This is a genomic window from Labrys sp. ALF-8 (assembly GCF_059699065.1).
In genome coordinates, this window is sequence record NZ_AP048537.1 from 3,456,185 (window position 1) to 3,478,770 (window position 22,586).

22 protein-coding genes and 1 tRNA gene are annotated in these 22,586 nt (G+C 65.1%); 12 read left to right on the plus strand and 11 right to left on the minus strand.

The features are described from left to right. The first annotated feature begins 53 nt into the window (after positions 1-53). Positions 54-890 (plus strand): alpha/beta fold hydrolase, encoded by an 837-nt coding sequence (locus AC6H34_RS15910; protein ID WP_497539900.1) that lies wholly within the window; start codon positions 54-56, stop codon positions 888-890. A 130-nt stretch (positions 891-1,020) separates the two neighbouring features. Here the strand turns inward: AC6H34_RS15910 and murA are convergent, their stop codons facing one another. Then, on the minus strand, positions 1,021-2,316 hold the full coding sequence (gene murA, locus AC6H34_RS15915; protein WP_448148931.1) for a UDP-N-acetylglucosamine 1-carboxyvinyltransferase: 1,296 nt from the start codon (positions 2,314-2,316) through the stop codon (positions 1,021-1,023). Between the two features lie 412 nt (positions 2,317-2,728). Here murA and AC6H34_RS15920 point away from each other — a divergent pair. Together AC6H34_RS15920 and AC6H34_RS15925 are read left to right on the plus strand one after the other, a co-directional pair. After that, positions 2,729-2,803 (plus strand) — tRNA-Thr (locus AC6H34_RS15920). Positions 2,804-2,929: 126 nt separating this feature from the next. Next, a complete protein-coding gene (locus tag AC6H34_RS15925) occupies positions 2,930-3,076 on the plus strand; it encodes a hypothetical protein (protein WP_448148930.1) in 147 nt (48 codons plus the stop codon). Positions 3,077-3,129: 53 nt separating this feature from the next. Here AC6H34_RS15925 and AC6H34_RS15930 read toward each other — a convergent pair whose 3' ends face one another. After that, entirely contained in the window at positions 3,130-3,468 is a 339-nt protein-coding gene (locus tag AC6H34_RS15930) for an ElaB/YgaM/YqjD family protein (protein ID WP_448148929.1), read from the minus strand. A gap of 373 nt (positions 3,469-3,841) precedes the next feature. On the opposite strand from AC6H34_RS15930, the gene AC6H34_RS15935 reads away from it, so the two are divergent. After that, positions 3,842-5,149 carry an MFS transporter gene (locus AC6H34_RS15935; protein ID WP_448148928.1) on the plus strand — a complete coding sequence of 436 codons (1,308 nt, stop codon included), beginning with the start codon at positions 3,842-3,844 and terminating at the stop codon, positions 5,147-5,149. A gap of 55 nt (positions 5,150-5,204) precedes the next feature. Here AC6H34_RS15935 and AC6H34_RS15940 read toward each other — a convergent pair whose 3' ends face one another. Then, positions 5,205-5,387, minus strand: a complete 183-nt coding sequence (locus AC6H34_RS15940) for a hypothetical protein (protein WP_448148927.1) — start codon at positions 5,385-5,387, stop codon at positions 5,205-5,207. Between the two features lie 222 nt (positions 5,388-5,609). Between AC6H34_RS15940 and AC6H34_RS15945 the strand changes: the two genes are divergently transcribed. Further along, the gene (locus tag AC6H34_RS15945; RefSeq protein ID WP_497539392.1) at positions 5,610-7,043 is read left to right on the plus strand and encodes a C69 family dipeptidase; all 1,434 of its coding nucleotides are present in this window, start codon (positions 5,610-5,612) and stop codon (positions 7,041-7,043) included. A gap of 200 nt (positions 7,044-7,243) precedes the next feature. Next, the gene (gene gnd, locus AC6H34_RS15950; RefSeq protein WP_448148925.1) at positions 7,244-8,668 is read left to right on the plus strand and encodes an NADP-dependent phosphogluconate dehydrogenase; all 1,425 of its coding nucleotides are present in this window, start codon (positions 7,244-7,246) and stop codon (positions 8,666-8,668) included. Positions 8,669-8,732: 64 nt separating this feature from the next. On the opposite strand, the gene AC6H34_RS15955 is transcribed toward gnd, so the two are convergent. The 3 genes from AC6H34_RS15955 to AC6H34_RS15965 form a co-directional block, all read right to left on the minus strand. Continuing rightward, positions 8,733-9,029, minus strand: coding sequence for a hypothetical protein (locus AC6H34_RS15955; protein WP_497539393.1), 297 nt, complete (start codon positions 9,027-9,029; stop codon positions 8,733-8,735). A 192-nt stretch (positions 9,030-9,221) separates the two neighbouring features. Then, positions 9,222-9,539 carry a hypothetical protein gene (locus AC6H34_RS15960; protein ID WP_497539394.1) on the minus strand — a complete coding sequence of 106 codons (318 nt, stop codon included), beginning with the start codon at positions 9,537-9,539 and terminating at the stop codon, positions 9,222-9,224. An 11-nt stretch (positions 9,540-9,550) separates the two neighbouring features. Then, positions 9,551-9,850, minus strand: coding sequence for a transcriptional regulator (locus AC6H34_RS15965; RefSeq protein ID WP_448148922.1), 300 nt, complete (start codon positions 9,848-9,850; stop codon positions 9,551-9,553). Positions 9,851-10,059: 209 nt separating this feature from the next. Between AC6H34_RS15965 and AC6H34_RS15970 the strand changes: the two genes are divergently transcribed. After that, positions 10,060-10,635, plus strand: a complete 576-nt coding sequence (locus AC6H34_RS15970) for a dual specificity protein phosphatase family protein (protein ID WP_497539395.1) — start codon at positions 10,060-10,062, stop codon at positions 10,633-10,635. Between the two features lie 9 nt (positions 10,636-10,644). Here the strand turns inward: AC6H34_RS15970 and AC6H34_RS15975 are convergent, their stop codons facing one another. Together AC6H34_RS15975 and AC6H34_RS15980 are read right to left on the minus strand one after the other, a co-directional pair. Further along, the gene (locus AC6H34_RS15975; RefSeq protein ID WP_497539396.1) at positions 10,645-11,916 is read right to left on the minus strand and encodes an arsenic transporter; all 1,272 of its coding nucleotides are present in this window, start codon (positions 11,914-11,916) and stop codon (positions 10,645-10,647) included. A 142-nt stretch (positions 11,917-12,058) separates the two neighbouring features. Further along, positions 12,059-13,090 carry an aldo/keto reductase gene (locus tag AC6H34_RS15980; RefSeq protein ID WP_497539397.1) on the minus strand — a complete coding sequence of 344 codons (1,032 nt, stop codon included), beginning with the start codon at positions 13,088-13,090 and terminating at the stop codon, positions 12,059-12,061. A 206-nt stretch (positions 13,091-13,296) separates the two neighbouring features. Here AC6H34_RS15980 and AC6H34_RS15985 point away from each other — a divergent pair, with 206 nt between their 5' ends. From AC6H34_RS15985 to AC6H34_RS16000, 4 genes are all read left to right on the plus strand, one after another. Beyond that, on the plus strand, positions 13,297-14,403 hold the full coding sequence (locus tag AC6H34_RS15985) for a mandelate racemase/muconate lactonizing enzyme family protein (protein ID WP_497539398.1): 1,107 nt from the start codon (positions 13,297-13,299) through the stop codon (positions 14,401-14,403). Positions 14,404-14,413: 10 nt separating this feature from the next. Beyond that, on the plus strand, positions 14,414-15,298 hold the full coding sequence (locus AC6H34_RS15990) for a substrate-binding domain-containing protein (protein WP_497539399.1): 885 nt from the start codon (positions 14,414-14,416) through the stop codon (positions 15,296-15,298). A 22-nt stretch (positions 15,299-15,320) separates the two neighbouring features. Next, on the plus strand, positions 15,321-16,352 hold the full coding sequence (locus AC6H34_RS15995) for a GntR family transcriptional regulator (protein ID WP_497539400.1): 1,032 nt from the start codon (positions 15,321-15,323) through the stop codon (positions 16,350-16,352). 238 nt (positions 16,353-16,590) lie between these two features. Beyond that, complete coding sequence (locus AC6H34_RS16000) at positions 16,591-16,800, plus strand: cold-shock protein (protein ID WP_448148915.1); 210 nt, start codon at positions 16,591-16,593, stop codon at positions 16,798-16,800. A 235-nt stretch (positions 16,801-17,035) separates the two neighbouring features. Here AC6H34_RS16000 and AC6H34_RS16005 read toward each other — a convergent pair whose 3' ends face one another. The 3 genes from AC6H34_RS16005 to AC6H34_RS16015 form a co-directional block, all read right to left on the minus strand. Beyond that, entirely contained in the window at positions 17,036-18,466 is a 1,431-nt protein-coding gene (locus tag AC6H34_RS16005) for a pyridoxal phosphate-dependent decarboxylase family protein (protein ID WP_497539401.1), read from the minus strand. A gap of 259 nt (positions 18,467-18,725) precedes the next feature. Then, complete coding sequence (locus AC6H34_RS16010) at positions 18,726-20,291, minus strand: gamma-glutamyltransferase family protein (RefSeq protein ID WP_497539901.1); 1,566 nt, start codon at positions 20,289-20,291, stop codon at positions 18,726-18,728. 41 nt (positions 20,292-20,332) lie between these two features. Beyond that, a complete protein-coding gene (locus tag AC6H34_RS16015; protein ID WP_448148913.1) occupies positions 20,333-21,184 on the minus strand; it encodes a DeoR/GlpR family DNA-binding transcription regulator in 852 nt (283 codons plus the stop codon). A gap of 206 nt (positions 21,185-21,390) precedes the next feature. Between AC6H34_RS16015 and AC6H34_RS16020 the strand changes: the two genes are divergently transcribed. Next, complete coding sequence (locus tag AC6H34_RS16020) at positions 21,391-22,554, plus strand: ABC transporter ATP-binding protein (protein WP_448148912.1); 1,164 nt, start codon at positions 21,391-21,393, stop codon at positions 22,552-22,554. Positions 22,555-22,586: the final 32 nt, after the last annotated feature.

The window sequence follows — 22,586 nt, forward strand, 5'->3', positions numbered from 1 at the left end:
CACAATCGTGGATCGTCGCATTCACATTGGAATCGATGGAGCCCGCCATGCGCATGATGTCCGCCATCTTCTCTGCCCTTCTGCTTCTCACGACCTCGGTCGGAGCGGCCGAACGCTGGGAGACACTGCCCCCGACGCCGCCACCGGTGGCCGGCGAGAAGAGCGGCTACGCGGAGGTAAACGGCATCAGGCTTTACTACGCCGTCATCGGCAAGGGATCGCCGGTAGTGCTGCTGCATGGCGGCCTCGCCAATTCCGATTATTGGGGTCTGCAGGTGAAGGCGCTGGCGTCGCGCCACGAGGTGGTCGTGGTCGACAGCCGCGGACATGGCCGCAGTTCGCGCGATACCCGGCCCTATGGCTACGACCTGATGGCCGACGACGTCGTGGCCCTGCTCGACCATCTGAAGATCCGGCGCGCCGACATCGTCGGTTGGAGCGACGGCGGCATATTGGGCCTCGATCTCGCCATCCGTCATCCGGATCGCGTGGGCAAGATCTTCGCCTTTGCCGCAAATACCGTGACTTCAGGCGTCAAGGAGGGCGTCGAGAAGAATCCGACGTTTGCGGCCTATATCGAGCGGGCAGGCAGGGAGTACCGGAGGCTCTCGGCGACGCCGAAGGAATATGATGCCTTCATGGAGCAGATCAGCCACATGTGGGCGAGCCAGCCGAACTGGACGGACGCGGACCTCAAGGGCATCAAGGCGCAGGTGCTGGTCGTGGATGGGGACCATGACGAGGCGATCAAGCGCGAGCACACCGAATATATCGCCGCCGCCATTCCAGGTGCCGGCCTACTGATCCTGCCCAATGCCAGCCATTTTGCCTTCCTGCAGGATCCGGCCCTCTTCAATGCGGCGCTGCTGCAGTTCCTGGACGGGAAGTAGGCTGGGAACGCGGACATCCCGTCCGCTCTCGAAGCGCTCGCATGAAAGGAAAAGGCGCGGACTCGATGGTCTGCGCCCTTCCGGTCGAACTCTATGATTCCAGGAGCGGACGAATGTCCGCACTCCAGCCTCAACCCTCGCCGGAAATCCGCTCGATCTGTGCGCCGCAGGCGCCGAGCTTGCGCTCCAGGCTCTCGAAGCCGCGATCGAGGTGGTAGACGCGGTTGACTGTCGTTTCGCCCTGTGCCGCCAGCCCCGCGATCACCAGCGAGACGGAGGCGCGCAGGTCCGTCGCCATCACCGGCGCGCCCTTGAGCGTGGGAACGCCCTCGACGATGGCCGTCTGGCCGTCGAGGTGGATATGGGCGCCGAGGCGGGCGAGCTCCTGCACATGCATGAAGCGGTTCTCGAAGATCGTCTCGGTGATGCGGGACTTGCCCTTGGCCTTGGTCATCAGGCCCATGAGCTGCGCCTGAAGGTCGGTCGGGAAGCCCGGGAAGGGTTCGGTGGTCACCGCCACGGGATCGATGCCGTGGCCGTTGCGGCGCACGCGGATGCCTTCGTTGGTGGCGGTGATCTCGGCGCCAGCCTCGCGCAGCACGTCGAGTGCGCTCTCCAGGAGGTCAGGCTGGGCGCCGTCGAGCATCACGTCGCCGCCCGTCATCGCCACGCACATCGCATAGGTGCCTGTCTCGATGCGGTCGGATACCACGCGGTGATGGGCGCCCTGCAGGCGCGAGACGCCGGTGATCTCGATGGTGGAGGTGCCGGCCCCCTTGATCTTGGCGCCCATCTTGACGAGGCAGTCCGCCACGTCGACGATTTCCGGCTCGCGGGCCGCGTTGTGGATCACGCTGGTGCCGTCGGCGAGGGTGGCGGCCATGAGCGCCACATGCGTGCCGCCGACCGTGACTTTCGGAAAATCGATCTCGGCGCCCTTCAGGCCGTTCTTGGCCTGCGCCACCACATATCCGTTCTCGATGTCGATGGTCGCTCCCAGGCGCTCCATCGCCATGAGCAGGAAGTCCACCGGACGGGTGCCGATGGCGCAGCCGCCCGGCAGCGAGACGCGGGCCTGCCCCATGCGGGCGAGCAGCGGGCCGAGGACCCAGAAGCTGGCGCGCATGCGCGAAACGAGCTCGTAGGGGGCGGTGGTGTCGACGATCGTGCGGGCATCGAGGCGCACCGTCTGGCCCGTCAGTTCCAGCTCGCCGGGGCGCTTGCCGGCGATGGTGACATCGAGCCCGTGGTTACCGAGGATGCGGGCGAGCAGCGCGACGTCGGCGAGGCGCGGCACGTTGGTCAGGGTGAGTACGTCTTCGGACAGGAGGCTCGCAATCATCAGCGGCAGGGCGGCGTTCTTGGCACCGGAAATCGGAATGACGCCGTGGAGCGGCGCGCCGCCGGTGATCTTGATGCGATCCATGATCGGTCCTTCGAAATGACTGCGGCCCGCTCGCAACGGGAGCATAGGAGGCCGGGACTCAACTGGAGAGTCACTCAACGCTTAAGGTTAACCGGTTTGAGTAAACGAACCACAAAGGCCGGACAAGGGCGAAACCGGGGCTTCGCGCCGTGGAGCGTCATTCCGAATCTTCTTGTGACTTTTCCGCATCGCTTTTCGGGGGCGGACCCAACTCGGCTGCGTCGCGCCCGCGAGCCTGCGATTTCCGCCGGCCGAGATTGGCCCGCAGTGCCTTGGCGAGGCGCTCGGCCCGCTTTTCGGCTTCGGTTTTGGGAGAGGATTTCATCTAATCAGCAACTTTATGCGGCTGGCGGCTTGCACTGTCGGCTCCCTTGTGGCACTAGGGCGCCGCATCGGGCAAGTCCCCGCAGGCGCTGCAGTAGCTCAGTGGTAGAGCACTCCCTTGGTAAGGGAGAGGTCGAGAGTTCAATCCTCTCTTGCAGCACCAGTTTTCCAGAAACACGCATCCACGTAGATATGCCGCTCCCTGGGCAGGCTTCGCCGCGTCCATCGTGGAACCGAAGGAGCCGGCGGGGCGTTGGCTCTTGGCAGAACGTGTATCTTGGAGCCCCGCATGAATAGGAATGCCGCCATCGTCCTGATCGTCGCCATTGTCGCCGTCGCCGGTGCGGCGGTCTACATCTATCGGGAGCAACACAGGAATTCCGTGGAGATCAGCATCGGCAACGGAGGCGTGAAGGTCGAAGGACCCGCAAACTAGCCGGGCAGGATGAGAGGCGGCGAAGGCGCGAGCCTTGCCGCTCTCTTCTCGTCCTACCAGCGCCGGGAGTTGCCCGCGAGCTGGGTGCCGACGATGAGCCCCAGCACGAAGCCGATGACGCCGGCGGAGGACAGCACGGTCGCGGTCGTGCCGGGATTTTCCTTCACGGTGTCCGAGACGAGCTGTGCCTGCTCGCGAACCTGGGCGAGCGAGCTGCGGGCTTGCCCCCGGGCGCGGTCGAGAGCATCCGAGGCGCTTTCCCGCGTCCGTTCGAGCGTATCCGTTCCGCGCTGGGCCAGCGTTTTGCTGAGCGCCCCGACTTCCTTCTTCAGGTCAGCGATCTGCTTTTCGAATTCCTTGCGAAGGTCTTCCGGTGACAAGGTATCTGCCATGGGTCTTTCCTTGGAGTTGAATGGAAACGGCGCGGCCCGATATGCGCCACCCCAAGGAAACTCACGCGGGAACGGTAGGTTCCGGGCCGTCGGGCCGGCTCTGCCGGGACGGCTACCATTGACGTGAAGGGGGGAGCGCCGGTGAGTCGGGTCCTTCATGGCGCTGCTTAGAAGTCCGTTTGATGATGAAAATGACGGGTGCGCAATCTATAGTTGTGTTTTTCGCCCTAGAGTTTAGTTCGACGATAAGTGGGCTTCGCAATCCCGGGATTTAAGCATTCCATACGAACATGCCGTTGTATCGTATGACAATACTCACTATCCCTTTGTTCAGAAGAGCCGGAACGGCCGTATTTAAGGTGATAGGTGAGGAATGAGTATTTCATCCATTACGCCGCGCGTGCGGCGGATTCAGATCGTTGCCCTGGTCTTCCTGATTGCCGCGGGTGTCCTCAATTACATCGACAGGGCCACGCTCGCCGTCGCCAATCCGCTGATCCGTCAGGATCTCGGCATCGATGTCGGCGAGATGGGCCTCCTTCTCTCCGCCTTCCTCTGGGCCTACGCACTGGCCCAATTGCCGGCCGGCGCCCTGATTGATCGCCTCGGCCCGCGCGTAATGCTCGCGGCCGGCATGTCGCTATGGTCGGTCGCCCAGGTGCTGGGCGGCCTGGTGCTCGGCTTCTGGCAATTCATCGGAGCCCGCGTGGTTCTCGGGCTCGGCGAGGCGCCGCATTTTCCTACCTGCGCCCGGGTCGCCCGCGACTGGTTCAATGTGCGCCAGCGCGGCACGGCTACGGGTATCTGGAACTGCGCCTCCTCGCTCGGTACCGCCGTGGCCGTGCCGATTCTGACCGGGCTGATGTTCCTGGTGGGCTGGCGCTGGATGTTCATCGTCATGGGCCTCGCCGGCCTTCTTCTGGCGTTCGTCGTCTATTCCGTCTTCCGGAATCCAACCGAGGTGGACCTCGATGCGGACGAGCGCGCCTTCCTCACCGAAGGCGACGAGGAAGGGGTAAAAAGCAGCGTCAGCTGGGACGACTGGAAGCGGCTGTTCGCATATCGCACCACCTGGGGCATGATCGCCGGATTCTTCGGCACCATCTACGTGCTGTGGATCTATACGGCCTGGCTGCCCGGCTACCTGGAGATGGAACGCCATTTCACCATCTCCAACACCGGCATCGTGGGCGCGATTCCCTTCATCTTCGGTGTCGTGGGCAGCGTTTGCGGCGGTTGGCTGGTGGACCTCCTGGCGCGCAACGGCGTCTCGCCGATGAACGCCCGCAAATATCCGATGGCCGCTTCTCTACTCCTTACCGCGGTCTTCACGGCGGTCGCAGCCGAGACTCCCAGCGATACGCTGGCGATCGTCTGCATCTCGATCTCGCTGTTCCTGCTCTACATATCAAGTTCCGCCGCCTGGGCGATGGCGTCCGTGGCCGCGCCGGCGAACACCACGGCCTCGATCGGCTCGATGCAGAATTTCGGGGGCTATGTCGGCGGCGCGCTTGCGCCCACCGTCACCGGCTTCATCGTCAAGGCGAGCGGGTCCTTCGTGCCGGCGCTGCTGACGGGGGCGGTGATCGCCGTGGTGGCGGCCGTGCTCTACGTGGTGCTGATCGATCAGGCGATTCCGAGCACCGATATGGTCAGGGGCCAGCCGGCCTACGGAGCCTGAGGCGTGAAGGCGGCGGGTGGTCCGAGAGGATTGCCCGCAAGCGGAAGTGCCAGGTCTATTCCTTCGGGGTGGGCGACGTAGCGTTCAGCCTGCGCTCGTTCGCGAGGAAGATGCGGTGTGCAAGCAGTATGGTCGCGGCGACCATGAGATCGAGAACGATCATGTTCGTCATGTTCGAGGCGAACATTGTATGGAGCAAATCGCTCGACAGTTGAGCATTCTGTGTAACTTCAGCCATGACGTGTCTGGCCTCCGGTTTGATTGCTGCAGTCTCGCTGCCTCGGTTACCCAACGCTAGAGGCGACAACCTTGCTCGAAGGTTAACGCGCTTCCAATGATCCATACGTGATCAAACGCACGCGCTTCGCGCAACTTGGCCATAGGGTGAAAGGCCTATCCCGTTGTATGAGGCGGAAGCCGGGCCGAGCGCGGCCGGCGGGCGGGCAAGGCGGAGGAAAGTGTGAGTTACGGTCTCTATGTCGGCAGGAATCATACGGCCGACGGCATCGCCTATCTCGCGGGCTACGGTGACGAGCCCTCGAGCCACTGGCTGGAAATCGTGCCGCGCCGGCAGCATGAGGCGGGAGCGACGATTCGGGTTGGCGTGACGTCCGAGGCCGACATGCCTGGACGCATGAGCGAGATCCCCCAGGCCGACGAAACCGCGCGTCATGTCCGCGTAAGCTACAGTTACTACAAGGGCGTGCCCGCTCCGCTCACCAATGGCGGCCTCAACGAACATGGCGTGGCGGTCCGAGATATCTGGTCGTCCTCGCGGCCCGAACTCGTCGCCATGACACCGCGGGATCAGGCCGGCCTCAACTACAGCGACCTTGCGCGCATCGTCCTGGAGAGGGCGCGGAGCGCTCGCGAGGGCGTCGACATCATCGCCGGTCTCATCGCCCGCCACGGCTATGCCGATTACGGCGGCAATTCGCACCTGATCGCCGACGCCGAGGAGGCCTGGGTGGTGATCGAGTTTTCCGGCGGCAGGGGTCTGTGGGTGGCCGAGCGGCTGGGCGCCGACTCCATCCGGGCTTCGAGGCCCGGCTATGTCGGCGTCGTGCCTGTCGCGGAGCCCGGGCGGGACGACTTCCTCTATCCCCCGCATTTCGTCTCCTTCGCAAGGGAACAGGGCTGGTATGACGGGGACGGTCCCTTTGACGCCAATTCGGTCTATGGTGACGGGAAAGGCCGCTGGGCCGGCGTCGCGTGGATCGAGACGGAGATGGCCGCACGGGCGAGGCGGCCGGAGAAGATCGGCCTCGCCGACATGATCTGGGCCGTCCGCACCGCACGGCTCACCGGCGACACGGCAGGCTACGGCCAGGTCGTGCCGCTCGCGGCCCCTGCGCACAGCCAGCTCCGCCTGCTCTGGCATACGCAGGTCGGTGCCGTTGCCGCGCCCTTCGTGCCGGTCTTCATGGGCATGAGCGAGGTCCCCGAGGAATATCGCGCCCACCGCTACCTGGCCGCGGGGGAGGCGGCACGCTTCCTCGACACACGCCATGCGGACAAGGGACGCGCCGATACGGTTTCCCACGTGCCACAGGGCATCGAGTCGACGCGTTCGGCGAGCGCCGCCGGAAAGCGCCTGCTCAACCTCATCTTCCAGCATCACGAGACCTTCCTGTCGGAGACGACGGCGCTTTGGGAGGCCATCGAGGCGAAGCTGAGCCTCAGCCAGGCCGGCATCGCCGGCAGCGCCGCCATCCTGCTCGATGCCGGTGAGGAGGCCCTCGCGGCGAACCTGCTGACCTATTACAGCCACACCGAGCTGCGCCATGCTCTCGACATCGTGGAGCAGGTCGCGCATGGACTGGAGCTGCGCACCCGCCATCTTCATGGCTTCAGGAACGATCCCGTGCCGCTGTCGCCTCCGCAGACCTGGTGAGGATCGAATCTGTCGCTTCGGGCGGCCGGGCGGCTCGATCGCGTCCATTTTATCGCGCCGCTCGAAATTTTCGCAAAACGACATTGCCTACACAATGAGCGCCGCCAGGGCTGTACATCGCGCGCCAAAGGCGGCATAGCGCTGGGAAGGATCGATCGGGCAAAGCGGTCGGTCATCGAGTTATCAGGGGAGACGTACAAGTGGCACAGGCGGATATTGCAGTCATCGGCATGGCGGTGATGGGGCGCAACCTCGCCATGAACATCGCCGAAAAGGGTTTCAAGGTCGCCGTCTACAATCGCTCCACCGCCCGTACGGACGAGGCGATCAAGGAAGCCGGGGACCTGGCCTCCAGCATGATTGCCTGCCATTCGATCGAGGAACTCGTCGCCGCGCTCAAGCCGCCGCGCGCGCTGCTGCTGATGGTGAAGGCCGGTGCCGCCGTCGACGATACGATCGACCAGCTCAAGCCGCATCTGTCGCAGGGCGACATCATCATCGATGCCGGCAACGCGAACTACCGTGACAGCGTCGCCCACGACAAGGCTCTGGGCGCAGAGGGTTTTCAGTTCCTCGGCGTCGGCGTGTCCGGTGGCGAGGAGGGCGCCCGCCATGGCCCCTCCATCATGGTCGGCGGCAGCCCCACGGCCTACGAGCGCGTCAAGGATGTGTTGAACGCCATCGCGGCCCGCTACGAAGGCGCCTCCTGCTGCGGCTATATGGGACCTGCCGGCGCCGGCCATTTCGTGAAGACGCTGCATAATGGCATCGAATATGCCGATATGCAGATGATCGCCGAGGCCTATGGCCTGATGCGCTCCGGGCTCGGCATGGCGCCCTCGGCCATTGCCGACGTGTTCGAAGGCTGGACCAAGGGACCGCTCGCCTCCTACCTCACCGAGATCACGGTGCAGGCTCTGCGTACGGTCGATCCGGCCACCTCGAAGCCGCTGGTCGACGTCATTCTCGACAGCGCGGGCCAGAAGGGCACCGGCCGCTGGTCTGCCATCGAGGCACTCGACCTCGGTGTGCCGGCCAGCGCGATCTCCGCGGCCGTCGAAGCGCGAGGCCTGTCCTCGATGCGCAGCCTGCGCCAGGCGGTGAACGGCGTCCTTGGCGATGCCGAACGTGCGCCGATCGGCTCGGCCACGCCCGAGATCATCGCGGATATCGAGAAGACGCTGCTGACCGGCAAGATCCTGGCCTATGCGCAGGGCTTCGACGTGCTGGCCGCCGGCTCCAAGCAGTTCGGCTGGGATCTGCCGCTGGCCGAAATCGCCAAGATCTGGCGCGCCGGCTGCATCATCCGCTCCCGCATGCTCGACTCGATGTCGAAGGCCTATTCGGCGACGCCCGCTCCCGAGTCGCTCGTCCTTGATCCGGATTTTGCCGGTGAACTCAAGGCAAGCCTGCCTTCCGCTCGCAAGATCCTGGGCCTCGCCGTGGCCAATGGCCATCCCGTGCCGGCCCTGACCTCGGCTGTGAATTACCTGCAGCAGTTGCGCACCAGCCGCGCCACGGTGGATCTGGTCCAGGCACAGCGCGATATTTTCGGCGCGCACGGCTTCGAGCGCATCGACCAGCCCGGCGCTCATCACGGCCCCTGGCACACCGGCGCCGAGTGAGCGGCATGAAAAAGGCTGGAGCCGCGAGGCTCCAGCCTTTCCTGTCTTGAGGAGTATCGGCCGATCAGAAGCGGGTGACGCAGCGGCGGCCGGAGGGTGCCAGGCGCATGCCGGGCGGGCAGACGGGACGACGGACCACCGGAGCCGGACGATAGATCGGAGCCGGACGCACCACCACAGGGCGATTGGGCTCGCAGCGGCCGAAACGGTTGGGATGCATGCCGCGCGGGCAGCCATACGCCGCCTCGGTGGCCATCGACAGGCCGTCATGGTGCGGCGCGCCGGCCGGCATGGCCTGGGCGATGCCGGCGGTGGCGATCACGAAGCCGAGGGCGGCAGCGAATTTTGCAATCTTTGACATGGAAACCATCTTGCCTTGTTAAGTGAGTATCCAGGGTTGACCCAGTGCCATACCGCTACGGAAACTTTCTTAACAAAATGCATATGGATTCGATGGTTCCTGCATCATATGAACTATAACGCGTTCAGCGGCGTGGCGGGCTTGCCTGCTGAAACGTATGAATGAATATGTATTTCTTCAGTGATTGAACTTTTATTTTGGAGGGTGATTCCATTTCTTAAAGAGATCGGCCACGACATTCATAAGTAGTTTGTCAGGATTGTGCTCGCATTCTCTTTTGACGACCAAGATGATGCCGTTGCCGTCGGTGCTGCTGCCGACCCAATGATTGTCGTTGCGGCTGTCCAACCCGGTCCACCAGCCTAGGATCCAGGTATTGCCTTCCCCTTCGAGCTGCGGTGTGGACAACCAATATTTGCACGGCATGGTGCCAATCCCGATAGCCATGTAGTCATAGGCCCACGCATGCGACACGCCCAACATCACCGGCATTGCCGCGGCCACGGCCAAGAAAGACTTCCTCACCCTTCATTCCCATCACTGACAAAGTCGAAATGTTCGCCAGGCACGATACGGTGGCGCGCCAGGCGAACGCCCACACCTCTACCATGATCCCAGATAAATTCGACCCCTCCTGTTTCGAGGGCTTGTCGGATTGCGGCGGCATTGGCGGCCGTGATCGAAGGAATGTCGTCGCTGGCATCCGCTCGCCGGATCGTGGCGACCCCGAGCTTGGACGCATCGGCCAATTTCTGTGCCGTCCAGCGTAACAGTGCCCTGCCGGCCCTGATCTGCGCACCCGTGATCGGGGGTGTGTGCATGACGCCTCCCCTTTTGATCTTATGATCTTGTTCCGATCATCGAGTATACGCCTTCGGCTTCTTTCGCGGAACAGCGGTTCGGAGCCGGAACGCCCCTGTTTTTGAGGAGCAGAAATAATCGTCGTCTTTACGTTTCGGCAATGAACAGCCCTCTTTTGGCTGCAATCGACGCGCGAATAGGGATTGTTCTCCCTGCCAATGGTCCTGCGATGTTCCCCGGCCGAAAGCCCCTCCTTGCCCTGTGCGGCGGCGTCTGCGTTGCCGCCGCGCTCGCTCTCGGCGCTTATGCGAGCGATGCCCTGCTGACGGGCAATTTCGCTACCGTCGTGCCGGGGGAGGTCTACCGCTCGGCGCAGTTGAGCAATACGCTGATGAACCGCGACGTCCGCCGCTACGGCATCAGGACCATCATCAATCTGCGTGGCGCCAATCCCGGCGAGCACTGGTACGACAAGGAACTGGCCGACGCCCGAGCGCTCGGCGTCGAACACATCGATTTTCGGATGTCGGCCAAGCACGAACTGACACAGGAGCGAGCCGAGCAACTGATCGCGTTGATGGCGAAGGCGCCCAAGCCACTCCTGATCCACTGCAACTCCGGTTCCGATCGCACGGGTCTTGCCGCCGCGCTCTATGTGGCATCCGTCGCGAGGCGGGGCGAGGAGGCGGCAGAGGATCAGCTTTCGCTGCGCTACGGCCATTTGTCGCTGCCTTTCGTCGCCGCCTATGCGATGGACGAAACCTGGGAGAAGCTCGAGCCCTGGCTGGGCTTTACCGATTCCTGACCGGACCGCCTACCACAGCCAGCCCTGCAGGCCGAGAGCCGCCAGGGCGAGGAGCAGCGCCGGCGGCATGGCGATGAAGCCGCTCTTCAGGAAGGCCCAGGCGCTTACGCCGTGTCCCTCGCGGCGCAGCGCGGTAAGCCAGAGAATGGTGGCGAGCGAGCCGGTGATCGAGAGGTTCGGGCCGATGTCGATGCCGATCACCGCCGCCGCGCGGATCGCGTCGGGCACCTGTGCGGCCTGAACGGTACTGCCGGCTATCAGTCCGGCGGGCAGGTTGTTGGTGACGTTGCAGGCGAAGGCAGTGACGAGGCCAACGATCCAGCTCGCCACCGGCGTCGACTGCCGGGCGAGCTCCTGCAGGTGGCTCACGAGCGTGGCGAGCACCCCGGTTCCTTCCAGCGCCTGGACGAGTACGAACAGGCCCGCCACCAGCGGGAGGACTCCCCAGGAAATGTCCCGGACGACGTGACGCAGCATGGCAGGCGCCGCTTCCTTGCCCATGCAGGCGACGATCAGCGTGGTGGCGATGCCGGCGATCGCCGTCGGCAGGCCGAGATCCCGGCCGATTGCGGACGCCGTCATCAGGCCGATTGCAGTGGCGGTGATGCCGAGCGCTGCGGCGACCGCGCCCCGCGAAAGCCGCACCTCGGGGATGTCGCTGGCGATCTGCCCCGTGAACTGGCCGCGAAAGATCAATCGCAAGGCGGCATAGGTGGCTGCGATCGCCGCGAGCGAAGGCAGGGTGAAGATGCCGAGCCATTGCATCAACGGAGGCATGGCCGTTCCCTGCACCACCAGATTGGCGGGATTGGAGATCGGCAGCACGAACGAGGCGGCATTCGCGACCAGGGCGCAGACCAGTAGATAGGGCAGGGGCTTGTCGATGCGTGCCGCCCGCATCGCGGCTGCGACCGCCGGGGTCATCACCACCGCCGTGGCGTCATTCGACAGGAACACCGTGACCACGACCCCCACGCCATAGACCAAAGCGAAGAGGCGAAGGGGCGAGCCCTCCGCATGGCGCATGGCCTGCACGGCAAGCCAGTCGAACAGGCCCTCATGGCGCGCTATCTCCGCCAGCAGCATCATGCCGATGAGGAAGAGATAGACGTCGGTACCGCGCGCCACGCCCGCCAGCGCCATATGCGGCGAGATCAGGCCGAGAGCGAGCAGCATCACCGCGCCTGCGACGGCCCATATCGCTTCGGGCCAGTTGAACGGGCGCAGGATGACCGCAGCGGTGGAGAGAGCGGCAATGCCGAGCGTGAGATTTTCAGACATGCCGCCCTGTTACACGAAGCCGAGCGCCCTTGTAACACCGGTGACCGGAATTCGCGATCTGCCGGTTGTGACCGAGGCTGTCGCCGGCCGTGCGACCGCGGGCTTCGGGAAGGGGCGGGGGCCGGGCGTTCTGGCGATCCGCCTACCCCTCCGTCTGGGCCCAGGGCGTGGCGTGCGCAGGATCCGGCGCCATGAGCGTATGGTGGTCGAACTCGGCCCAGGCGGCAGGAGCAATCTCGAAGTCGAGTTGCGAGAGGTTGCGCCTGAGGCTGCCTGGATTGCCGGTGCCGATGAGCACCGAGGCGACCGCCGGGCTGCCGAGGGGAAATTGCATCGCCGCCGCCGCGAGCGGCACCTGGTATTTCGCGGCCACCGCTTCGAGGTTGCGCACATGCTCAAGCACCTCCTCGGAGGCGGGGCCATAGTCGAAGGTCGCGCCGGGGATCGCGCCGGTGGCGAGGATACCTGAATTGAACACGCCGCCCATGACCAGCGAGGTGCCATCCTTGACGCAGCGCTCCAGCAGCGCCGGTTCGGCGGAGCGGTCGAGCAGCGAATAGCGTCCGGCCAGCAGGATGCAGTCGAGTGGGAAGTGGTCCATGAGTTCGAGGCACACCTGCACCTCGTTGACGCCGATGCCGATTGCCCGGATGGCGCCACGGCTCTTCAACTCGTCGAGCGCCCTGAAGCCACCGTCCAGCAGGGCGCGGACATGCCGTTCGTTGTCCTCCTTGCCATGCGTGAGTACGCCGATGTCATGGACGTAGACGATGTCCACGCGGTTGAGGCCGAGGCGCGTCAGGCTCTGGTCGAAGGAGCGGAGAATGCCATCGTAGCTGTAGTCGTAATCGGCCGCGAAGGGCAGGGGATCTGCGAAGCCGTAGTCGGGCACGGCATCCTCCGCCACGGGCCTGAGCACTCGCCCCACCTTGGTCGAGATCACATAGCTGTCCCGCGGCCGGCCATAGAGGAAATCGCCCAGTCGCAGCTCCGAAAGGCCGTGGCCGTAGCGCGGCGCGGTGTCGAAATAGCGGATGCCCGCATCCCAAGCGATCTGCAGGGTAGCGGCGGCGTCGTTGCGGTTCACGGCTTTGTAGAGGTTGCCGATGCCGGTGCAGCCGAAGGAAATCTCGGTTACCTCGACGCTCGTGCGGCCGACCTTGCGTGTCTTCATGGCGTTTCCTGACGTTTCTGGCTGTGGCCCTATTGAGCGCGCCCACGCGATCCGATCAAGGGCGGTGCGCATGATTCCGTTCGCTTAAGATCACTTTTGCATAGTCCATGCAATATTCTTGACGGCGTTGGGAGGCGGGGCGTATCCCTGAGCGAAAGACTGCCCGTCGAGCGACGGCAACAGGTGTGTTCGGGAAGGGACGGCTCATGGCCAGGATCGTGCGTGTCGAGCTCTCGATGGTGGTGCTTGAGCCCAAGGTGAAGCGGGTCGATGCGATCCAGTCCTTCGTGGCGCAGGAAACCCCGATCGTCCGCATCATCGACGCCGATGGCGCGGTTGGCACCGGCTACAGCTACACCATCGGAACGGGTGGCCATTCTGTGCTGGAACTACTCGCCCGCACCTTCGCTCCGGTCCTGATCGGGCGCGAAGCCGCCATGGTCGAGCAGATCTGGCGGGATCTTCTCTTCCTCACCCACGCGACCTCGGTCGGCGCCATCACTTCGCTGGCGCTGGCGGCCGTGGATTCCGCGCTCTGGGACCTGCGCTGCCGCAGGGCCGGGTTGCCCCTGCATGTGATGGCGGGCGGAGCCCAGGATAAGGTGCGGCTCTACACCACAGAAGGCGGCTGGCTGCAGCTCGAGACAAAGGCCATCGTCGAGGATTCGCTCAAGGCGAAGGCGGATGGGTTCGGGGGATGCAAGGTCAAGGTCGGCCGGCCTGTGCGGGATGATGTCGGCCGGCTCCTCGCCGTGCGCGAGGCGGTGGGCGAGGCATTCGAGATCTTCACGGATGCCAACCAGGCCTTCGCGGTGGACGAGGCGATCCGGCGCGCCCATCATTATCGGGAGGCCGATATCGGCTGGTTCGAGGAGCCGCTCCCGGCTGATGACGTCGACGGGCATGTACGCCTCGCCGCCTCGACCTCCATTCCCATCGCCGTCGGCGAGAGCATCTACGGCGCCTCCCATTTCCGCGATTATCTCCAGCGCCGTGCCTGTTCCGTCGTGCAGGTGGACGTGGCGCGTATCGGTGGCATCACGCCCTGGCTCAAGGTCGCCCACATGGCCGAGAGCTTCAACGTGGCGGTCTGCCCGCATTTCCTCATGGAACTGCACGTCGGGCTGTGCTGCGCCGTGCCCAATGCGCGCTGGGTGGAATACATCCCGCAGCTCGACGGCGTGACGAAGACCGGCATGCGCATCGAGGCCGGTCATGCCATCCCGTCCACGGAGCCCGGCCTTGGTATCGACTGGGATTGGGAGGCGCTTGGGCGCCACCAGGCCGAGGGATCGGCGCGCGTGATTTCCTGAGGAGCGGCAGATGAACCCTTCCGAAGCCTCCAGGCGATTGAAGCTCCTGTTCATCGCCGTGACCTGCGACGAGGATTTCTTCGGCCCTGTCCGGCGAGGCATGGCCGATGCCGCGGCCTTGATGGATGTCGAGGTGGAATTCACGGGTACGGTCGGCGTCGACGCGTCCGGCATGGCCGCCATCGCAAGGCGGGGGCTCGAACAGGGTGTCGACGGCCTTGCCATCGTGGTGTTCGACGTCGAGGCCTTTGCGCCGGTGATCGCCGAGGCCAGGAGCCGGGGGGTACCGGTCGTCGCCTTCAACATCGACGCCGGACGTGGCCGGAGCGGTGTGCTCAGCGGCATCGCGCAGGATTTCCCCGCCGCGGGCCGGGCGCTCGCACGCCGCGTTGCCCCCGATGTCAGGCCCGGCAGCACCGTCCTGCTCACCATGCACGATCCCGGCATCTCCGCGCTGGAAGAGAGGCGAGACGGCATCAAGGCGGGCCTCAGCGGCCATGGCATCGAGTGGGTAGAGACCGTCACCGGCCACTATGCGGAGGAAGCAGCCCGGCACATCCTGGCTATTCTCGACCAGCGGCCGGAGATCTCCATCGTGCTCGCCACCGGCCAGGCCGACACCGAGGGAGCGGCGCTTGCGGCGGAACGGGCCGCCCGTCCGATCTATGCCGCCGGCTTCGATCTCTCCCCGACGATCCTGCGCCTGATCCAGACGGGCCATCTGGTCTTTACAACCGATCAGCAGCCCTACACGCAGGGCTTCTATCCCGTGATCCAGCTCGTTCTGAACATCCGCTATGGCCTGCTGCCCGTCGACATGGATGCCGGCGCCGCCATAGTCGACCTCAGCAATGTCGCGCGTATCGGCATCCTGTCGGAGGCGGGCTATCGGTGAGCGGACGGCGGGGAGCCAAGCCATGAACGGACGCCTGCGGGAGGGGAGGGAGGAGCTTGCCGGCCCTGCCGGAGGCGGGCGGCGCAGGATGAACGCGATCGTTTGGGAGATCCTGGCCGGCCATATCCACTCGGGCGCCCTGCCGGAGGGGTTCGTCATTCGGGAGAAGGCGGTGACCGATCTCTTCGGTATCGGTCGCATGCCGGCCGTGAACACCATGACGCGGCTTGAGGCCGAAGGCCTGGTGCACCGCCGCCCGCCCATGCGCGGCGTGGTGGTCGGAACGCGACCGACCGACGCGCCGATCTTCGGTGATCTCGCCGCCCATGTCGCCCTGCCGGCGGAAGCGGAGGCCGAGCTGAAGGTGCGCAACTGGCGCGACCTGATCTACTCGTCCGTCGAGAAGGACGTCGCGTCCTGTCTCCTGTTCGGGCGTTTCCAGATCCGTTCCCAGGCTCTGGCCGAGCATTTCGGCGTCAGCCGCACCATCGCCCATGAACTGCTGCTTCGGCTGGAGCGGGTCGGGCTGGTCCGGCAGGAGGCCAATGCGCGCTGGTATGCGGGGCCGCTGAGGCCCGCGCGCATTGGAGAACTCTATGAGATGCGGATCCTGCTGGAGCCCGCGGCGCTCCGGCAGGCCATGGTCCATATGGACGAACACATGATCCTGGAGAGGCTGGAGCGCGTTCTGGCGGCGGAGACGCTCGAGGCACGCTCCGATCCGAGCCTGCTGCACCGGCTCGAGGTCGACCTGCACCACGATATCGTGCTCGGCTGCTCCAACGAGGAATTGCGCGAGACGCTCTACCGTTGCCAGCTGCCGCTGATCACGGCGCATCTATCCTTCGGCTCCTACAAGGAACAACCTGACATCCCGCAGATGATCATCATGCACAAGGCCGTGCTGGGCCATCTTGCCGGGGGGCGCATCGAGGAGGCGGCAGAGGCGCTCGAGCGCCATCTGAGGGAATCTGCGGATGGCAATCCCGCCCGCCTCGCCGGTCTGCCGCCGCTCAGCCTGGCACAGCTCAGCCCCTATCTTGACCCCGCGTGACCGTGAAAACAGGCGGAAAAACAGGGAGCTGCAGGTACAAAATCGAAAGCCGGCCACCGGCGCCCTTGCAATTGTGCGTCATTCCTAGCATAAAATCGCCATCGAACTCGGCCGGACGTTTTGGCCGCGCGGTCTTTTGGCCGTGCACGCTGATGACCTTCCTACCAATTTCGACCAACAGCGCCTTTGCCGCCAGTCGGCTGCAGGGGCATGATCGTGCCCACAGGAAAGGTTCATCATGAGCACTGGCACCGTGAAGTGGTTCAACACCCAGAAGGGTTATGGTTTCATTCAGCCGGATGACGGCTCCAAGGACGTCTTCGTCCACATCAGCGCTGTCGAGCGCGCCGGCCTGCGTGACCTGCAGGAAGGCCAGAAGATCAGCTATGAGCTGGTCGAGGACCGTCGTTCCGGCAAGGTTGCCGCCGACCGTCTTTCGGCTGCCTGAGATCTGGAGGCCGCTGCGGCGGCGTCGACACTCAAGGTATTCGGGCCAGGCGCAAGCCTGGCCCTTTTTGTTGATTCACGGCCGAGCCAATTCGCGGGGTGGCTGGTTTTGTCATGACTGGGCTTGTCCCGCGCATCCGCGCGCGACATCTCCGGCGTTTGCGCTTTCGTGGACGGGTCAGGGTTCCGGCTCGTTGGCTGGAGCAGTCCTCCGGCGTCGCCGGATCATCCTGTGGTCAGGCCGCTCCCTGCACTTTCCGCCAGGCGCGCGTGATCGCCTCGGCCGAACACACCGCATCCGCTTCCGTCGTTTCGCCGCCGATGATCGAGAGCCGCATCACCCAGCGTCCCTTCCATTGCGCTCCTCCCGCAAAGCAGGCTCCGTCCTGCTGGAGGGCGGCGATGGTGCGACGCGTCAGTTCGTCGCCCGTCTCCGGCTCTTCCCTCGAACCGAAGCGGACGACGACCTGGTTGAGCACGACGTCGTTGACGATGGCGACGCCGGGTTCCTGGCGCAGCGCATCCGCCATCAGGCGGGCCAGGCGGCAATGTCGCTCGACCATGGCGGCGATGCCCTCGCACCCGTAGTGGCGCAGCATCGCCCAGGTCGCGAAGCCCCGGGCCCGCCGCGAGAGCTCCGGTACGTAGTGGGAGGGATCGCGCTCGCCCGCGCCCACCGAGGGCAGGTAGCTCGCCGCGATCATCATCGCACGGCGATGGGCATCGGAATGGCGCACGATGGCATAGCCGCTGTCATAGGGCGTCTGCAGCCATTTGTGCCCGTCCGTCGCCCAGGAGTCAGCCATCTCGACGCCATCCGCCAGCGATGCGCGGTCGGGACAGGCCCTGGCCCAGAGGCCGAAGGCCCCGTCGACATGGATCCAGCAATTGGGATGCGCCCGGACGGCTCGGACGATGGTTGGATGAGGATCGAAGGCGCCGGTATTGATCTGGCCCGCCTGGGTGATCACGATGAGCGGAGCATCCCACGAAACGTTCCGCATCGCCCGCACGAACGCGTCCGGCAGCATCGCCCCTTCGCCGTCGGTGGCAATGCGGGTGACGCGCCTATGGCCGAAGCCCAGATATTGCAGGACGGAGAATACCGTGGAATGGGCGTCTTCGCCGATCAGGACCTGGATGGGCGGCGCATCGAACAGGCCCTTGGCCTCCACATCCCAGCCGAGTCGATGCAGGACCTCGCTGCGGGCTGCAGCCAGCGCGACGAAATTGGCAACGGTCGCGCCTGAAACGAAGCCGACGGAGGCTTCGCGAGGCAGGTCGAGCATGTCCAGCAGCCAGCGCGCGGCGATCGTTTCACACGCTGCGGCCGCTGGAGAGGCGGTATGATTGCCGGCATTCTGGCCCCAGGCCGAGGCCATCCAGTCCGCGGCGACGCCGGCGGGGTGGGAGGCGCCGATCACCCAGCCGAAGAAGCGCCTGCCCGTGCAGGCATGCAGTCCCGGCGTCGCCCGCTCGACCAGATCCTCCAAGACGACCTCCGCCGCTTCGCCGGTGGCCGGGGTGGGCATGTCGAAGGCTGTGAGTGCGTCGGCATAGCTGTGCTGAGGATGTTGCGGGCGTTCGTCGAGGCCGGCGCGGAATGCAAACGCATGTTTGGCGGCCTGGGCGAAAAGATGCGCCAGGTTACCTTGGGATTCCGACATCTCTCACCCTCCCGACCGGTGTTCTTCTTGATGCGCCCGCCTGCGACAGGGATTTCGGTCCCGGTCGAATGATCGAACGGCGTAGCGATACGCGCAGCCTAGCCACCCGAACGTGACACGAAGGTTGCGGGCGCCTCCGCACGGAGCATTCTACTTTCAGATTGAATCGCCATGAATCGCAAAATGCTCATATTTTCTGCATCTCAGGTTGGACGGGCTGTCCAGCCTGAACGCATTTGCTTGAGAATATTGCGTGAGATCAGTCCTGAGGCGGGGCATCCGCGGAGAGCGCGACGCCGTCTCCGCGCGGATCGTGCGCACCGCGCATCGTTCCGTGCTCGTCTATGCTGATCAGCCCCGCGAGGCCGGCCAGCGGACTCTGCGCCTCGATGGGGGCGATCGCATGTCCGCGTGCCTCAAGCCCGGCGAAGACATCCTGTCCCGCATCGCGCTCCAGTTTGAGGCTGTCGCGGCTGTCCGAAAACGTCTTGCCGAGCAGGAACCGCGGACCCGCGAGGGCTTTGGCGGGCTCCTGCCCAAAGTCGATATGCCGGCTGAGGATCATGGAAAGGGTCTGGGGCTGGCCGTCCGCGCCCTGGGTGCCGTAGAGCAGGGCTGGCCTGCCCTCTCTCAAGCCGAGGCCCGGGTTGAGCGTATAGAAGGGGCGCTTGCCCGGCTGGAAGGCGTTCGGATGCGTGGGGTCCAGCGAGAAGGCGGCGCCGCGGTTCTGCCAGAGAATGCCGGTATCCCCGACGACGGTGCCGCTTCCCCAATCGAAATAGGTGCTTTGAAGCACGCTGACGCAACCACCCTCGGCGTCGGCCGCCGCGAAGAACACCGTGTCGCCTGTGCGCAGCGGCGCTGGCCATTCGAGCGCGCTGTCCATTGCGATCGACCCGGCGGCATCCCGCAGGTGATCCGGAGCCAGCCAGTCGGCCACCGGCTGGGGAGCGAAATCCGGATCGGCGATGCCGCTTCGGTCGAGAAAGGCACGCTTGACCGCCTCGACGCACAGATGGATATGGTCCGTCCCGCCTGGCGAAAGGGACGCCATGTCGAAATGCGCCAGGATGCCCATGATCGCCAGGGTGGAGATGCCTTGCGTCGGCGGTGGCGGGGCGAGAAGCTCGAAACCGCGATACGCAAGGCTTTCGGGAGCCACCTCGCGCGTATGGGTCGCCGCGAGGTCGGCAGCGGTGAGGGGAGAGCCGGCTGCGTGCAGCCCGGCTGCGACGCGGGCCCCCAGTTCCCCTTCGTAGAAGGATCGCGGGCCGTCCCGGGCGATCAGGTCCAGCGATCGAGCCAGATGCTCCTGCCGGAAGAGTTCGCCTATGGCCGGCGACCTGCCACCGGGCATGAAGATATCGGCGAAACCCGGCCAGTCACCGGCCTCGGTCTTCCGGAAATCCAGCCAGAAGGACTGCGATCGCGTTACGGGGAAGCCGTCATGCGCATATCGAATCGCGGAGGCGAGCAGGTCCGCAAAGGGAATCGTACCGCCCCAATGCCTGGCGGAATAGGCGTGGGCGTGACGCCAGCTATCGACGGCGCAGGCAGTCGTCAGCATCGACATCGGCCCCCTGACGGGGATCGCGCCCTTAAACTCGGGCGGTTCGCCGGCGGCCTGCCCGATGCCAAGGAAGCAGCTTCGGCGCCCACTGCGATCGGCAACCATCCAGATCGCATCTCCGCCGAGGCCGCAGAAATGTGGATAGACGACAGCAATCGTGCTGCCGATGGCTATTGCGGCTTCGAGCGCATTGCCACCCGCCCGCAAAACGGCGGCGCCGGCTTCGCTTGCGAGGGCATGGGGGCTCGTGACCATGCCGCCGCACCCAGTCGCCTCCCTGGCTCCCGTGTTCCCGGTCAAGGCAGGAGGTGCTCCTCCCGCCCGACGCGGACCTCCACGCCGGCCGTGGCCAGGGCGTCGGCGAGATCGGCAGGCGGCTCGTTGTCCGTGATCAGCATGTCGAAATCCTGCAGCGGACCGACATGCACCAGCGACATGCGACGGAACTTGGTGGAGTCGCACAGGACGATCTTGCGCGTGGCACGCCTTAGATAGACCCGCTTCATGTCGGCGTCCTCGAAGGAATAGTCGTAGATGCCCTGCGTCGTGATGCCGGATACGCCGACGAAGGCGATATCGAACCACAGTTCCTCGAACTGGGAAACGGCCGACTGGCTGCTGATGGACATTTCCTCGCCGCGCATGCGCCCGCCGGGCAGGTAGACCTCCGCCGAACCTGCAGAAAGCTGCATGGCATTCCGCACGCTGTTGGTGAAGATCTTGGTGTGGGGCCGGTCGAGCAGCAGCCCGGAGAGGATATAGGTCGTGGTGCCGACATCGAGGGCCAGGGTGCGGGCACCGGTGGCCAGGCCAGCCGCCGCCACGGCGATCATGCGCTTGGATGTCGCGTTCCGTCCGAGCCGCGATTCGAAGGTCGGCTCCTCGCGATCGACCGGCTCCGCAGGCAGGGCTTCGAGGGGGCGGCTGGCGCGCACGGCCCCGCCATGGGTCCGCACCAGCCTGCCTTCCCGTTCGAGTTCGATCAGGTCGCGGCGCACGGTCATTTCCGACACGGCAAGCTGCGCGGCGACATCGCTCACCGACACCGAACCGTTCCTGGCAAGCGTCGCCAGGATGCGCGCGTGGCGCACCTGCGCCAGCACCTTGGGCCGTTCGGGCGCGGCTGTGATGGGCTGACCGGCGTTCATGCTGCTGTCCTGGCTCCTCCATGCCCTGTCGACCAATTGCCGCAAGGCCAATATTTGCTCATCCCTGTCTATCAAACAGACGAACAATTTCAAACATTAACTTCTTTTGTTCTGTAAGGATTTGTTGAAGTATGATCGCCGATGTTCTCGCCTGGACGGCTTCGCACGCCGGATGCGGGCGGGCGGCGTGGAGACAAGGGAAGACCATGGCGGAGATCGTTTTCGATCAGATCGGCAAGACCTACGCCGGCGGATATGCCGCTATCCGCAATCTCAACATGACCATCCGCGACGGCGAATTCCTGATCCTCGTCGGCCCGAGCGGCTGCGGCAAGTCGACCGCGCTCCGCATGATCGCCGGCCTTGAGGACATCAGCGAGGGGCGGCTCATGATCAATGGAGCCGTGGTGAACGATCTCGCTCCGCGAGATCGCGACATCGCCATGGTGTTCCAGTCCTATGCGCTCTATCCGCATCTCACCGTGGCCGAGAATATCGGGTTTGGCCTGCGCGTGCGGGGCATGGACAAGGCCGAGATAGCGCGGAAGGTGGACGAGACGGCGCGGCTCCTGGAACTGGAGGATTATCTCGCGCGCAAGCCGGCCCAGCTCTCGGGCGGACAGCGCCAGCGTGTCGCGATGGGCCGGGCCCTCGCGCGCAGCCCGCAGGCCTTCCTGATGGATGAGCCGCTTTCCAATCTCGATGCCCGCCTGCGCGGCCAGATGCGGGCCGAGATCGCCCGCATGCAGAAGCTCTCGGGCATCACGACCGTGTACGTCACCCACGACCAGGTCGAGGCGATGACGATGGGGGACCGTGTGGCGGTGATGAAGGGAGGCGTCCTGCAACAACTCGGCACGCCGCGCAGCCTTTACGACCGGCCGGCCAATCTCTTCGTCGCCAGCTTCATGGGCGCGCCCGCGATGAACCTTCTGGAAGGCGAACTCGTCGCGGGTCATGGCGGTATCGAGGCCCGTTTCGGCGGGGTGGCTATTCCCTTTTCAGCCGGCGTGCTGGCGGAGCGCCCGGGAGTCGGCCGTGCGGCGGGCAGGGCGGTCGTGCTCGGCGTCCGCCCGGATGTGTTCCAGCCGGTCGACGGGGTGAATGCACCCTCGTCCGCCATACCGGGCACTGTCGCCTTCATCGAGGATCTTGGGGCGGACTTGCTGGCCCATGTCGACGTCGAGATGGCCGATCATCTCAAGGCCCTGGCCACCGAGCAGGACGAGGTCGCCCTGTCGGCACCGCGGCTGAGAGTCATGATCGACAGCACGCGGCGGGTGTCGCGGGGCGAACGCCTGTCGCTCGTCGCCGATGCCGCCCGCATCCACCTCTTCGATGCGGCGACGGAGGCCGCGATACGGGATTGAGGCTAGGAGAGGAAGTGGATGAGGGGCGGCTG